Raw genomic sequence first — 13791 nt, 5'->3', positions numbered from 1 at the left:
GGCCCGGCACCGCCCCGATAGGGATCAGGCCGCGCTGATCACGCGCTTGTCCATGAGCTCCTCGGCAAGGTGGCAGGCCACCCGGGCGCCTTCGACCTCGCGAAGTTCCGGGCGCTTGTCGGCGCACTCGGCACGGGCATGCGGGCATCGGCGATGAAAGGCGCAGCCTGACGGGGGGGACAGCGGCGAGGGCAGTTCACCGCTGAGCGCGATCCGGGTGCGGCGCTCGTCGGGATTGACCGACGGGGTCGACGAGAGCAGCGCCTGCGTATAGGGATGGCGCGGCGTCGTAAACAGCGCCTCGCGCGAGCCGACCTCCACCGGCCGGCCCAGATACATCACCATGACATTGTCGGCCACGTGTCGCACCACGCTCAGATCGTGCGAGATGAACAGATACGCCAGGCCGAACTCCTCTTGCAGATCATTGAGCAGATTGAGCACCTGCGCCTGCACCGAGACATCGAGTGCCGAGACCGGCTCATCGAGCACCAGTACCCGGGGGCGCAGCATCAGGGCGCGGGCCACGGCAATGCGCTGACGCTGGCCGCCGGAGAACATGTGCGGGTAGCGGTCATAGTGTTCCGGGCGCAGCCCGACACGGGCCAGCATGTCGCGCGCCATGCGCTGGCGCTCATCGGCCGGCGTTTTAGTGTTGATGACCAGCGGCTCTTCCAGAATGGTACCGATGCGCTTGCGCGGGTTGAGCGAGCCGTAGGGGTTTTGAAACACCATCTGCACGTCACGGCGCAGCGCGGCCAGGGTCTGTCGGTCCGGGCTGGCGGCGTCGCGCCCGCCCACCAGAAGATCGCCTGATGAGGGCGGTTCCACCAGGGTCAGCATGCGGGCAAGCGTTGACTTGCCGCAGCCGGATTCTCCCACCACGGCCAGCGTCTCTCCGGCATGCAGCGTGAAGCTTACCCCGCGAACGGCGTGGAGTTCGGCGCGGCGCAGAAACCCCTGGCGTACCTGGTAGGTCTGAACGAGATCGCGCGCCTCCATCAGGGGCGCCTCGAGTAGGTCGGGTCTGCTCATGGGGCGATCTCCAGAACCTCTTCATTGAGTGGGTGGTAGCAGCGCACGTGACGTGTACCCAGCCCGGTTTCGGCATGCCGCGTTTCCAGCGACGGACGGCTGGCGCGGCAGTCTTGTTGGGCATGAGCGCAGCGCGGGTGAAAGAGACAGCCCTGCGGGCGGTCACCAATGCCCGGTACCACCCCGGGGATGGTCGGCAGGCGTGCGGTGCCGGGATGGCGCTCCGGCAGAGCGTTGAGCAGCGCCCCGGTATAGGGATGGGCGGGCTCGCGAAAGACGTCATGACTGGCGCCGGTTTCCATCAGCTGCCCGGCGTACATGACAGCGACACGTTTGGCGGCGCCGGCCACCACGCCCATGTCATGGGTGATCAGGATCATGCCCATGCCGCGCTCTTGTTGAAGGCGCAGCAACAGATCCAGAATCTGCGCCTGGATGGTCACATCCAGCGCCGTGGTGGGCTCATCGGCAATCAGAAGCCGCGGATTGCAGGCAATCGCCATGGCAATCATCACGCGCTGGTTCATGCCGCCCGAGAGCTGGTGGGGGTAGTCATTGAGGCGCTTGCCCGGCGCCGGGATGCCGACCTGGTCGAGCAGCTCGATGGCGCGTTCACGGCGCTGGCGGCGACCGCCCCCTTCATGGGCCTTGATGGCTTCCAGCAGCTGAAAGCCAATGGTAAAGCTCGGGTTGAGACTGGTGCTCGGCTCCTGAAAGATCATGGCGATGTCGTTGCCGGTCAGGCGCCGCCGGGCGCGGTCGCTCAACGTCTGCATGTCGTGGCCGGCAAAGTGAAAGCGACTGGCCTCGACCCGGGCGTTAAAGGGCAGAAGGCCCATCATCGCCAGCATGGTCACGCTCTTGCCGGAGCCGGATTCGCCGACGATACCGAGCACTTCGCCCTCTTCAAGCGACAGGCTCAGATCTGATACCGCCGGGAAGGTCCCCTCATCCGTGTCGAAGGACACGCTGAGCTGTTCAATGTCCAGAAGCGCCATGGCGCTCTCCTGTTTTGCAATGATCGACGTTTGTCGTTGTTGTCGTGTCCGGGCGGCCTCTGCCGCCGCCTTCAGCGCTTCAGGCGCGGGTCGAGGGCATCACGCAGGCCGTCACCCATGATGTTGAACGCCAGCACCGTGATCAGTACCGCCAGCCCCGGGAAGGTCACCACCCACCAGGCCTGCAGCACATACTGGCGCGCATCGGCCAGCATGCTGCCCCATTCCGGCGTGGGCGGCTGGGCGCCCAGACCCAGAAAACCCAGCGCGGCGGCATCAAGCACGGCGTTGGAGAAGCTGAGCGTGGCCTGCACGATCAGCGGGGCCAGGCAGTTGGGCAAAATGGTAATGAACATCAGCCGAAACATGCCGGCGCCGGCCAGTCGTGAAGCCATGACGTATTCCCGCTCGCGCTCGGTAATCACCGAACTGCGCGTCAGGCGCACGTAGTGGGGCAGATAGACCACCGCAATCGCCAGCATGGCGTTGAAAAGCCCCGGGCCGAGTACCGCGACCACGACCACGGCCAGCAAAAGGCTCGGGATCGACAGCATGATGTCCATCAATCGCATGATGACGGTATCGACCCAGCCGCGCAGAAAGCCGGCCAGAAGCCCCAGCAGCACGCCAATGCCCAGCGACAGTGAGACCACGATGACGCCGATGGTCATCGAAAGCCTGGCGCCATGGATCAGGCGGCTGAGAATGTCGCGGCCCAGATCGTCGGTGCCGAGAATGAATCGCCACGTACCGCCGTCCTGCCAGAAGGGCGGGGTGAGCACACTGTCGCGAAACTGGGCGACCGGTGAATAGGGCGCGACCACATCCGCCAGAAACGCGATCAATACGATCAGCGCGATAATGACCATGCCGACCAGTGCGGCGCGGTTGCGGCGAAAGCTGCGCCAGACGTCACGCAGCGGCGAGGGCCGTTTGGGTGCGCTTTCGGTCGTCGTGGCTTCATCGATCTCTGGCACGGCGGCCGGGGGCTGAGGGGTAACCTGTGTCATGTGTGGCCTCCGGGCTCAGCGACTGTTGCGAATGCGGGGGTTGATCAGCCCGTAGAGCAGATCAACGATCAGATTGACCACCATGACGATCAGGGCAATCAGCAGGATGCCGCCCTGAAGCGAGGGGTAGTCACGCCGTCCGACGGCATCGATCAGCCACTTGCCGATGCCGGGCCAGGAGAAGATGGTTTCGGTGAGAATGGCGCCGGAAAAGAGCAGCCCGATCTGCAGCCCGATCACCGTGGTGACCGGAATCATGGCGTTGCGCAGCGCGTGAATGGCGATGATGCGCCAGGGCGAGAGTCCCTTGGCACGAGCGGTGCGGATGTAGTCCTCACCCAGTACTTCGAGAATCGACGAGCGCGTCATGCGGGCAATCACGGCCAGCGGAATGGTGGCCAAAACGATCGTAGGCAGGATCAAATGCCGCAGGGCATCCGTGAAGGCCCCCGGCTCGCCGGACAGCAGCGTGTCGATCAGCATGAAACCGGTCGGCGTCTCGATCCAGTAGCTTGATGACAGCCGCCCCGAGACCGGCGTCCAGCCCAGAATTCCCGAAAAGAAGATGATCAAAAGAAGGCCCCACCAGAAAATCGGCATCGAATAGCCGGTCAGCGAGGTGCCCATCACGGTGTGGTCGATGATCGAGCCGCGCTTGATACCGGCAATGACGCCCAGCGGAATCCCCAGCGATACGGCCAGCAGCATGGCGCAAAAGCCAAGCTCGAGCGTTGCCGGAAAGAGCGACAGAAACTCATCGAGTACCGGGTTGCTGCTGATCAGCGAATGGCCCAGATCGCCCTGAGCCAGATTGCCCAGAAAGCTCAGGTATTGCTCCCAGAGTGGCCGGTCAAGGCCCAGTTCGGCCATCACCTGAGCGTGGCGCTCGGCCGAGATACCGCGCTCACCGGCCATGATGGCGACCGGATCGCCGGGAATCAGATGGACCAGGGTGAAAGTGACCAGCGTGATACCCAGCAGAGTGGGGATCAGCATCAGAAGTTTACGAAAGACAAAGCTCAACATGGGTGATTTCCGCCGCCGCGAACGAGTGATCCGTACCTGTCAACGCCACGCCGGCACGGCCTGTGGGCCGAAAGCAGGGTCGTCAGCAGGGATGGGCAGGCAATGAATGACGGCGACGCGTCAGGGCGTGCCGACTTCATGCTTGAAGCTCGGGATGTGGGTCAGCCGGTGTCCGATTGGGACAGGCGGGCCGCAGACGTGGCGCGGCGGATCAGGCGGGTCTTTTGGAGACGACGGGTCGAGAGATGATGCGTCATGGTCAGGTGTCCGTACTTGTTATTGTTGCTGCAGCGCGGATGCCTTGTAAGCAGCGATGCAGTAAGTGATAGACCCTAGGGGATTGCGATCACCCTGTCCATGCCCGTAATGGCGCATGGACAGTCGCAGGTGTTTGTCAGCTAGATGCCGAGCGCCAGTCCAGCCCGGCACTTGTCAGCCGCGCCGTTCGACCAACCGGCCAGGCCTGGTTGTGCTCGCCGTGACCGAAGGGCAATCGGTGATAGAGTGCGATATTCAGCGGCGCCAGCCACTCCTGAAAGACCGCCTCGATACTGCCGTCACCAGAATCGCAGCCGGTAAAGCTGCCCATACACACCGCGCTCAGCCAGGCCGGCTCGATGCTGTCCAGCAGCTGACACAGGCTGCGCTCCAGGCGATAGAGCCGCTCGCCCACGTCTTCGAGCATCAAAATCGCGCCCGGCGGCACGTGCAATGCCGCCGGGGTGCCGGCAACGCTTGCCAGCGTTGTGAGATTGCCGCCGATGAGTACGCCCTCTACGGGGGCCGTGGGGCCGGCCACATGCGTTGCACACATGTGGCCGCCGTCGCCTGCCAGCAGCGGTGCGATGCTGGCCATGGCCTCGGCGCGTGCCTTGTGCGCGGCCCCTGCAGCCTGCTCGAGCAGGGTAAGCTCCGTGGCCACCGGGGTGTGATGGGCACAGCGGCCGCGAGCATGAAACGCGCTCAGCAGCACGCTGATATCGGAGTAGCCCAGAAGCGGCACGTCGGGAAGCGCGTCCCAGTCGATGTGATCGATGAGCTGGGCACAGCCGTAGCCGCCGCGCAGGCACCACACGGCGGCCACGTCTGCCAGATTGAAGGCGGCGTGAAAGTCTTCAAGGCGCTGTTCGACGGTGCCGGCCAGATAGCGATGCCGCGCGCGGGCGTGGTCCATGAGGCGCGGGGTATAGCCCATGGCCGTGAGCAGGGCGCAGGTGGTGTCGATGCGCTCGGGCGAGACGGCGCCGGCCGGGGCAATGAGCGCCACGGTGCGCGAGCCATTGCCCAGCGGGCGCAGCTCGGAGAGTTCAGGGGTGGGTCGTGTCATGGCACCTGTCCGAAAGACATGAAAAACCCCGCTCGAATGAGCGGGGCCATATCCTACGCCAGAGGCGCTACTCCTCGATATCTACGCCATAGAAGATGTGCGAGCCGGTCGGCTGCACCTCATAGCCGGTGACGTTGCTGCGGACCGGGTCGTAGACAATCGAGTGGGCGATCGGCAGCCAGGGCATCTGATCACGGAAGATCTCCTGCGCCTGCACGTACAGATCCGAGCGCTCGTCCTGGTCGGTGGCGGTGGCCGCCTGACGGATAATGTCGTCGTACTCCTGGTTGCACCACTTGGCGTAGTTGGAGCCATCGCGCGCGGCATTACACGACAACAGCGTATTGAGGAAGTTGTCCGGGTCGCCGTTGTCGCCGGTCCAGCCGAACAGGCCGGTCATGGCCTCGCCCTCGCTGGCGCGACGCAGATACTCGCCCCACTCGTAGGAGACGATCTCGGCGTTGACGCCAATCTCACGCCAGTCGGACTGGATGATTTCCGCCATGCGCCGTGCGTTGGGGTTGTAGGGGCGCTGCACCGGCATGGCCCACAGCTGGGTGCTCAAATTCTCGGCGCCGGCCTCGGCCAGCAGCTTTCTGGCCTGTTCCGGGTCATACGGGATCTCTTCGACGTTGTCGTCATAGCCCCAGAGCGTCGGCGGGATCGGGTTTCTGGCCTTCTCGCCGGCGCCCTGATACACCGACTCGATGATCGCATCGCGATCCACGGCCATGGAGAGCGCGCGGCGAACACGCGGGTCATCAAACGGCGGTTTCTCGGTCTGAAAGGAGAGATAACCCACATTCAGCCCTTCGGCCGACTCCAGGTTGATGTTGGGGTCGTTGCGCATCGCTTCCAGATCGGCCGGGTTGGGGAAGACCATGACCTGGCATTCGTTGGCCTGCAGCTTCTGAAAGCGCACCGAGGCGTCGGGGGTAATCGAAAAGACCAGCCGGTCCAGCGGCGATTTGCCATCCCAGTACTCCGGGTGCGCCTGGTAGCGGATATAGGCGTCACGCTGAAAGCCGGCAAAGACGAACGGCCCGGTGCCCAGCGGCTGCTGGTTCATGCGCTCGGGGTGGCCCTCTTCCATCAGCTGGTCGGCGTACTCGCCCGAGAGGATCGAGGCAAAATCCATCGCCATGTCAGACAGGAAAGGGGCCGAGGCGCGGCTCAGGTGAAAGCGTACAGTGTGATCATCGACCTTTTCGACACGCTCGATCAGATCCGGCATGCCCATGCCTTCGAAATACTCATAGCCGCTGCCGACCCCGTGCCAGGGGTGATCGTCCTGGAGCTGGCGGTTGAACGAGTAGAGCACGTCATCGGCGTTGAATTCGCGCGATGGCGTAAAGTAATCCGTGGTCTGGAATTTGACGCCCTGACGCAGGTGGAAGGTGTAGGTCCTGCCGTCATCGGAGACCTCCCACGACTCGGCCAGCGCCGGCTTGATCTCGGTCGTGCCCGACTCGAATTCGACCAGTCGGTTGTAGATGGTGCGCGAGGAAGCATCGAAGGTCGTCCCGGCCGTGTAGTGCTGCGGGTTGAAGCCTTCGGGGCTGGCTTCCGAGCAGTAGACCAGGGTCTTGGCATGGGCCGTACCGGTGGCCGCCAGTAGCAGGCCACCTGCCAGCATCAGCCGGCGAGGGATTGTCTGAGTCATGAGCACGTCTTTTGTATATTGTTGGTTTGGACCGGTCGGGTAGGCCGGTTGTCGCCATGAGACCGGCAGTGGGTCGGCCTCATGGGGGTAACGTCATGACACAACGTCACGCAATGAAACTATGCCCGGGCCGGGCAGGCTGTCAATTGCTGCTATCACGCTCAGGGCCTGGACCTGTGTCTAATAGCGACAGCGAACGGTTTGAAAAAGACGAAAGGATCGCGGCGCGGCGTGCAGCAAATGTGGCCATCGGCCCATCCGCATTGGCATCGATACACGGTGTTGTCGATGCCATATGCTTTTTATCAGCACGATAAGATAGAGGAAGGAAGTAATCTGTCGCCGGGACCACCGTCTTGCCCGGTGGAAAGGGTTACATGCCTATCAGCTCACCGCCTTCGGACCTGGGCAGATCGTCTGCCACATCCAGAACGCGGTCGCGGTAAAAGAGATGCATGGTGGGGGCGAGTTCGGCCGGCAGTTCGCCGCCATTAGCCTTGCGAAACATTGAGTGAGGAATGACGGGCATGCCAGGGCTGTGTCGGCCATAGACCGTCACGCCGCAGTTTTTGCAGACAAAGCGGCGCATGTCACGGTCGCTCATCTTGTAGTCGATGACTCGATCCGAACCCGGTAGTTCTACCTTGTCGTCACTCCAGACAGTTGCTGCCAGCATGACCGTGCCGTACAGCGCTCGACAGCTACCGCAGTGGCAGTAAAGCGATACTTCGGGTTCGCCGCGCGCGATAATTTTGACGTCGCCGCAGTCGCAGCTCAGGTGATAGGTACTGGTTGCCATCGGGCATTCTCCGAAATGCGAAGTGTCATGTCAGTCAAGCACACGGCATTTCGGGCTGCTCGAAATTCTCTATATCAGCCGAATAGTTAATCGAGGCAAACGGTTAAAAGGACAGATGTACGTTATCCGCGCCAATTTTGGGCGTTGAGATGGATGCATCGAAATAAAGCAAAAGCTGTAAAACCAACAGGGGATATCAGACAGATAGGGCCTGAAAGAAAACAGGGAGCAGGAGAAGGTCTTGCTGAAAGGTTTGGTGCCCGGAGCCGGAATCGAACCGGCACGACCTTGCGGTCGAGGGATTTTAAGTCCCTTGCGTCTACCTGTTCCGCCATCCGGGCGAGGAGTCGACGGCTAATCTGCTTGAGGCCATCTAAAGGCGGCCGAGAGTCAGGCAGAAGGGAGATGGAGGCTGGAGTCGGAATCGAACCGGCGTACACGGAGTTGCAGTCCGCTGCATAACCACTCTGCCATCCAGCCTCAAAACGGTTCGGAAAACGAAGCGTTGTTGTTCGTTGACCTGTCCGTTGATCCCGTAAGGGATGGAGCGGGAAAGGAGATTCGAACTCCCGACCCTCGCCTTGGCAAGGCGATGCTCTACCACTGAGCTATTCCCGCTCAACGGGTGCGAAATATACCGATGTGACATAAAGGTGTCAAACGAAACCCGGTAAAAATCGCACCCGAACCACAGCTTACGCTCACATCGAGCGTGTCAGTTCCGGCCAGGCGGCGCGCAGATACTTGTACATCGACCACAGCGTCAGGATGGCAGCCAGATACAGCAGCAAAAAGCCTGCCTGTGCCAGAAGCGTTCCTGGCGCAAAACCGAGCAGCAAAATGATCGAGATCATCTGAAAGGCGGTCTTGTACTTGCCGATGCTTGAAACCGAAACACTGGCACGCTTGCCAAGTTCTGCCATCCACTCGCGCAGTGCCGAGATGACAATCTCGCGACCGATGATCACAAGCGCCGGCAGCGTGAGAATCCAGTCGCTGTAGAACTCGATCAAAACGCCCAGAGCAACGGCGACCATCAGCTTGTCGGCGACCGGGTCCAGAAAGGCGCCAAAGGGCGTGCTCTGGTTCCAGCGGCGCGCCAGGTATCCATCGAACCAGTCGGTGATGGAGGCGATGGTAAACAACAAGGCGGCCAGCAGATTGCTTGAGCCGGTCGTCAGGTAGAACACGATGACCAGAAGCGGTATGAGTACGATTCTTGTCAGCGTCAAGATATTGGGGATGCTCATGGCACTATCGGGTCCTGACCGGGGGTGAAACATACCTGCAAGAGTGCTGGATTCTAACGCCTGTTCGCGCCGTCAGCCATGCAGTGCCTGATGAATCTGTGTAGCAAGTTGTGCATTGATGCCGGGAACGCGGGCGAGATCGTCTCGGGAGGCGTTGCGAATGCCCTGCAGACCGCCAAAATGGCGCAGCAGCTCCCGGCGTCTTTTGGGGCCGATGCCGGGAATCTCCTGAAGGGTAGACGAGCGTCGCGCCTTGTCACGCTGTTGACGATGTCCGGTGATGGCAAAGCGGTGGGCTTCATCGCGAATGTGCTGGATCAGGTGCAGGGCGCCGGAGGTGCTTTCCAGCGTCAGGCTGCGCTCGACGGTGTCGATAAAAAGCGTCTCGAGCCCCGGCTTTCGCGTGGTGCCCTTGGCCACCCCCAGCAGCACAATGTCGAAAACACCCTGTTCCTCGAACACCTCGCGAGCCATGTTGAGCTGGCCCTTGCCGCCGTCGACGATCAGGATGTCAGGCCTTGCCACATCACCGCTCTGGATGCGCTTGTAGCGCCGCGTCAGGGCCTGGCGCATGGCAGCGTAGTCGTCACCGGCGGCCACGCCATCAATATTGAAACGGCGATAGTCCGACTTGATCGGGCCGCTCTGGTCGAATACCACGCAGGAGGCGACCGTGGCTTCGCCGCTGCTGTGACTGATATCAAAGCACTCCAGCCGCTGAGGCGTCTCTTCCAGGTCGAGTGCCTGGGCCAGCGCCTTGAAGCGGGCATTGAGCTGCTGACGGCTGGCCAGCTTGGTGGCCAGATGCTGATCGGCGTTGGTACGGGCCAGCTCCAGCCACTGGGCGCGGTGGCCGCGCACCTGGTGGGCGATGCGCAGCCGTCTGTCGGCGTGCTCGGAAAGCGCTTCCTGCAGGACCTCCTGATCCTCCAGAGGGTGTGAGGTCAGCACCTCGGCCGGCATTTCATTGCTCTGACCCAGATAGTACTGGCTGACAAAGCTGCTCAGCAGCGCTTCGGGAGCAAGGTCCAGACCGTTGTCGGGCATGTGATGGCGCGAGCCGAGCACTCGCCCCTGGCGGATGATCAACACGCTGACGCACAGCCCGCCCGGCCGTTCGGCCAGGGCAAAGACATCGGCGTCGCCACCGGCGGTGTCCACCGACTGCTGACTCTGCAGGCGGCGCAGCTGCTGGACCTGATCACGCAAAAAGGCGGCCTGCTCGAACTGGAGTGCCTGCGCGGCCGTCTCCATGTCGGCGTAGAGTTTTTTCGTGACCTGATCGCTTTTGCCTTCCATGCACATCAGCGCGTGGTTCAGGTCGCGCTGATAGTCTTCCTGGCTGATATAGTCCACGCACGGTGCCGTGCAGCGATCGATCTGATACTGCAGGCAGGGCCGGCTTCGATGGGCAAACACCGAGTCTTCGCAGTTGCGGATGCGAAAGATCTTTTGCATCAGCGACAGGCTTTCGCGTACGGCGCCGGAGCTGGTGAACGGGCCGAAATAGCGACCATCGCCGCGCTTTTGACGCACGCGCCGCAGTTCCAGCGCCGGGTAGGGGTGTCGGTCGCTGGCAAAGATATAGGGGTAGGACTTGTCGTCGCGCAGCAGGATATTATAGGGCGGTCGCTGCTGTTTGATCAGCGTCTGCTCCAGCAGCAGTGCCTCGGTTTCGCTGCGGGTAACGGTCACCTGAATATCGCGAATGCGGCTGACCAGCGCCTGGGTCTTGGCGTTGAGCCCCGTATTACGGAAATAGCTCGACAGTCGCGCCTTGAGTCGCTTGGCCTTGCCGACATAAAGGACATTCTCGTGTTCATCGAGCATGCGATAGACGCCCGGTGATTCGGTGACCGTTTTTAAAAACTGGCGTGGATCGAACGCCGTGATCACCTCATCGTTCATGATGGCCTCCGCAAGTGATAGTGACCTCATTTTAACAGATAACGCCGAAAAGGCCGTGCTCATCCCCAGGCCATCCCCGCCCGTGTCCGCGCCATCCGGTGGCAAGAGTGGGGGCTTTTCGCGTTTTCGGGCCAGTATTTCGCCTTGAGAGGAAAAGGCGCTTGACGAAAAAAGAGAGGCGTCGTATATTACGCACCGGTTCGGGGCCTTAGCTCAGCTGGGAGAGCGCAACACTGGCAGTGTTGAGGTCAGCGGTTCGATCCCGCTAGGCTCCACCAACAACATCCTCAAAAAAGCCGCTTGCAGCACCTCGCTGAAGCGGCTTTTTTGTGTCCGACCGTTTTGTTCGATCCCGCAAAAGCGTTTGATACCTGATCCGGCAAGCGCTGGGTCAGCCCCGTCATGTGGACGCTTGCGCGCGCTCCCCATTACCTTCGATCAGCGTTGTCTGGTATTTGTCGGCCAGTCCCCTGTGTGTTGGCCGTTCGCTGCCGATAAGAAAGACAGGGGAGAGCCGGCAGGCGTGCGTATCCGTCGCCTGCCGTGTCTCTTTCCGTGACGGCACCTCGATCAGCGAGGCCCTGAGGCCATCGGTGAGATGATAGGGGATAATTGTCTTCGGTATTGCGTTGCCGAAGTACGAACCTGATGCGGGACAGCACAACATGAGCAGTAGCACACAGGCGTCGATCGCCGACATCATGAGTCGGGATATCGTGACCCTGCGTCTTGAGCAGACGCTTCACGACGGTAACGAGCTGATGCGGGAACACCGGGTACGTCACCTCCCGGTACTGGATGAACAGGGGCGGCTGGCGGGACTGCTCAATCAGAAAGTGGTCTTGAAAGAGGCGCTGCGCATTACCGATACCTTCGGCGCAAAGCGTCTGGCCCATCATCTGGCGCGAATCCCTTTGGCGGATGTCACCTCAAAGGACATACTCACGCTGTCACTCGACACGCCCCTTGCCGAGGCCGGTCGGCAGCTGCTTGCGCACCGTCAGGGGGCCATGCCGGTGCTGGACGCCGAGGGTCACCTTGTCGGCATCCTCTCCTCGGTGGACTTCGTGCGCCTGGCGGTGACGCTGCTTGACGCGCCGGCCGACTGAGCGATGATCAACCGTCATGTATTAAAGGCGCCACCCGCGAGGGTGGCGCCTTTACGTTATGGCCAGAGTGCGGCAAAAGCCGCTGTCAGGCGGTGGTGTTGATGCGTGTTCCCACCATGCCTTCGGTCGCCAGCTGCGGCGCCGTGGCGACCGATGACATCAGCTGCGTCATCTGCTCGGCCTGACCATCCAGCGATTTTTTCAAAACGCTGGTCTGTACGTCACTGGTGAGCTGGTGCTGCTGCAGCGCCATCGAGGCACTGACCATGCTGTTAACGCTCATATCCATGGACGTTCTCCTGCATCGAGTGGATCACCGCTGCACCTGCAGCGGGTGGCGCCTTAGCCGACGACGGCTTCGGCGGCCTCGGGCGACAGCGTCTCGAGTACCACGCATTCTGCCGCCTCGGGCACAAGACCGGTGATTCTGACCCGGTAATAGTCATGGATGTCGTTGCCGCTGGCCGTTGTTCGTGACACGACGCTCGACATCATGTGGTACTCATCGCCGGGCTTGAGATCCGGCGGCATCAATTCAATGGGAATCCATGCCTTCGTTCCGGTGGCAAGCATAAATCGCTCCTGATAGCCATCCTGGTCGGACAGCACAGACTGCCCGTATGGCTGTCTTATCGGCACCGGATACAGCGGCTTTAATCCTTCTCGATTCAGGCCCTCCCGGGCGTATCAGGTTATTGCCCGTCGGCTTCTGCAGCGTGAACGGCAAGTACCTCGCAAAGGGCCTCCACAGGGCCGATTTCCCTGATCAGCAGCGCACACCTTGCATACGCTCCGTTGTCCTGCACAAGTCGCAGGTGAAACAGCGTGCCGACATCGGCGCTGTCCGGCAGCGCTTCAAGCGCCACGACCAGTTCATCTCCTGTCGTCATCTCGTCATCTCACTGGTTGGTCCAAGGCGTTGGTCATTCATTGAATACTGGTTATACGTACAGTTTTTAACTTGATTGCGACGTCATTTGGCGCAATAATTACCCATGAAGGATAATTATTATCCGGACGGGTTGTATCACACCAACATGCTCAGAAAGGAGATGTTCATGTGGAACCTGCTTTTGGCGGGTCTTGGCAAGGTGCCTGCCCGGCTTTTGATCGCTCTGGTGGCTCTGGGGCTGCTGGCGGGCGGACTCTGGGGCTTTACCCAGCGCCTCGATCAGTGGCGTCAGGCGCTGTCCAGTGCTCAGGAGGATGCCCGCAGTGCGCACGAGCTGGCGCAGCGCCAGCAGCTGGTCGCGCGTGCCTGGCAGGCGCACGCCGAACATCTGGCAGAGGTAAGCGCCGGTCGTGAGCAGCAGCTCGAGGCAAATCAGCAGGCGCTGGCCGGCAAACGACAACAGCTGGAAAGGATAATCAACGATGACCAGACATCAAAGAAATGGGCTGATCACGCTGTGCCTGACGGGGTACATCAGTGGCTGCGCCAGCTCGCCGCCGCAGACGACGCCGGTGATGGTGCCACCGCCGCCCATGCCCCGCTATCTGACACAGCCCCTGCCGGCGCCGGAGGGGATCGAGGACATCCGTACCAATCAGGATCTGATTACGCTATTGACGGATTACGAACAGCTGCGACGGCGCATGAACACTGATCGGGACGCCGTGCACCGGCTGTGGGAAAGCATGAAAGTGTCGATGACCAGCGAGATTG

The 13791-nt window shown here is 61.5% G+C and carries 14 protein-coding genes and 4 tRNA genes; 3 read left to right on the top strand and 15 right to left on the bottom strand.

Translation table 11 applies throughout. The features are described from left to right. Positions 1-24: 24 nt before the first annotated feature. The 12 genes from ACS92L_RS08810 to uvrC form a co-directional block, all read right to left on the bottom strand. The gene (locus tag ACS92L_RS08810) at positions 25-1035 is read right to left on the bottom strand and encodes a dipeptide ABC transporter ATP-binding protein (RefSeq protein ID WP_438764289.1); all 1011 of its coding nucleotides are present in this window, start codon (positions 1033-1035) and stop codon (positions 25-27) included. Further along, a complete protein-coding gene (locus ACS92L_RS08805) occupies positions 1032-2033 on the bottom strand; it encodes an ABC transporter ATP-binding protein (RefSeq protein WP_438764288.1) in 1002 nt (333 codons plus the stop codon). The genes ACS92L_RS08810 and ACS92L_RS08805 overlap by 4 nt, the downstream gene beginning before the upstream one ends. Before the next feature lie 71 nt (positions 2034-2104). After that, positions 2105-3043, bottom strand: a complete 939-nt coding sequence (locus ACS92L_RS08800) for an ABC transporter permease subunit (protein ID WP_438764287.1) — start codon at positions 3041-3043, stop codon at positions 2105-2107. Between the two features lie 15 nt (positions 3044-3058). Then, the gene (locus ACS92L_RS08795) at positions 3059-4069 is read right to left on the bottom strand and encodes an ABC transporter permease subunit (protein ID WP_438764286.1); all 1011 of its coding nucleotides are present in this window, start codon (positions 4067-4069) and stop codon (positions 3059-3061) included. A 394-nt stretch (positions 4070-4463) separates the two neighbouring features. Then, entirely contained in the window at positions 4464-5396 is a 933-nt protein-coding gene (locus ACS92L_RS08790) for a S66 peptidase family protein (RefSeq protein ID WP_438764284.1), read from the bottom strand. A 67-nt stretch (positions 5397-5463) separates the two neighbouring features. Continuing rightward, the gene (locus tag ACS92L_RS08785) at positions 5464-7059 is read right to left on the bottom strand and encodes an ABC transporter substrate-binding protein (protein ID WP_438764282.1); all 1596 of its coding nucleotides are present in this window, start codon (positions 7057-7059) and stop codon (positions 5464-5466) included. A 373-nt stretch (positions 7060-7432) separates the two neighbouring features. Beyond that, positions 7433-7858 (bottom strand): GFA family protein, encoded by a 426-nt coding sequence (locus ACS92L_RS08780; RefSeq protein WP_438764281.1) that lies wholly within the window; start codon positions 7856-7858, stop codon positions 7433-7435. Between the two features lie 254 nt (positions 7859-8112). Next, positions 8113-8199: transfer RNA gene (locus tag ACS92L_RS08775), tRNA-Leu, on the bottom strand. Positions 8200-8264: 65 nt separating this feature from the next. After that, a tRNA-Cys gene (locus tag ACS92L_RS08770) sits at positions 8265-8338 on the bottom strand. Positions 8339-8401: 63 nt separating this feature from the next. Beyond that, positions 8402-8476: transfer RNA gene (locus ACS92L_RS08765), tRNA-Gly, on the bottom strand. An 83-nt stretch (positions 8477-8559) separates the two neighbouring features. Beyond that, a complete protein-coding gene (gene pgsA, locus ACS92L_RS08760) occupies positions 8560-9108 on the bottom strand; it encodes a CDP-diacylglycerol--glycerol-3-phosphate 3-phosphatidyltransferase (protein ID WP_438764280.1) in 549 nt (182 codons plus the stop codon). Between the two features lie 72 nt (positions 9109-9180). Next, positions 9181-11016 carry an excinuclease ABC subunit UvrC gene (uvrC, locus tag ACS92L_RS08755; protein ID WP_438764279.1) on the bottom strand — a complete coding sequence of 612 codons (1836 nt, stop codon included), beginning with the start codon at positions 11014-11016 and terminating at the stop codon, positions 9181-9183. Positions 11017-11218: 202 nt separating this feature from the next. Between uvrC and ACS92L_RS08750 the strand changes: the two genes are divergently transcribed. Then, positions 11219-11294: transfer RNA gene (locus ACS92L_RS08750), tRNA-Ala, on the top strand. Between the two features lie 387 nt (positions 11295-11681). Then, on the top strand, positions 11682-12125 hold the full coding sequence (locus tag ACS92L_RS08745; protein WP_438764278.1) for a CBS domain-containing protein: 444 nt from the start codon (positions 11682-11684) through the stop codon (positions 12123-12125). An 85-nt stretch (positions 12126-12210) separates the two neighbouring features. On the opposite strand, the gene ACS92L_RS08740 is transcribed toward ACS92L_RS08745, so the two are convergent. From ACS92L_RS08740 to ACS92L_RS08730, 3 genes are all read right to left on the bottom strand, one after another. Continuing rightward, positions 12211-12414, bottom strand: coding sequence for a putative motility protein (locus ACS92L_RS08740; RefSeq protein WP_438764277.1), 204 nt, complete (start codon positions 12412-12414; stop codon positions 12211-12213). A 53-nt stretch (positions 12415-12467) separates the two neighbouring features. Further along, positions 12468-12698 (bottom strand): hypothetical protein, encoded by a 231-nt coding sequence (locus tag ACS92L_RS08735; RefSeq protein ID WP_438764276.1) that lies wholly within the window; start codon positions 12696-12698, stop codon positions 12468-12470. 119 nt (positions 12699-12817) lie between these two features. Next, positions 12818-13015 carry a hypothetical protein gene (locus ACS92L_RS08730; RefSeq protein ID WP_438764275.1) on the bottom strand — a complete coding sequence of 66 codons (198 nt, stop codon included), beginning with the start codon at positions 13013-13015 and terminating at the stop codon, positions 12818-12820. Between the two features lie 105 nt (positions 13016-13120). On the opposite strand from ACS92L_RS08730, the gene ACS92L_RS08725 reads away from it, so the two are divergent. Then, positions 13121-13732, top strand: a complete 612-nt coding sequence (locus tag ACS92L_RS08725; RefSeq protein WP_438764274.1) for a hypothetical protein — start codon at positions 13121-13123, stop codon at positions 13730-13732. Positions 13733-13791: the final 59 nt, after the last annotated feature.

Source organism: Kushneria halocnemicola (assembly GCF_965650455.1).
Classification (GTDB): domain Bacteria; phylum Pseudomonadota; class Gammaproteobacteria; order Pseudomonadales; family Halomonadaceae; genus Kushneria.
The sequence above is the reverse complement of the archived record's forward strand: the minus strand, read 5'-3'. Positions and strand labels throughout refer to the sequence as shown.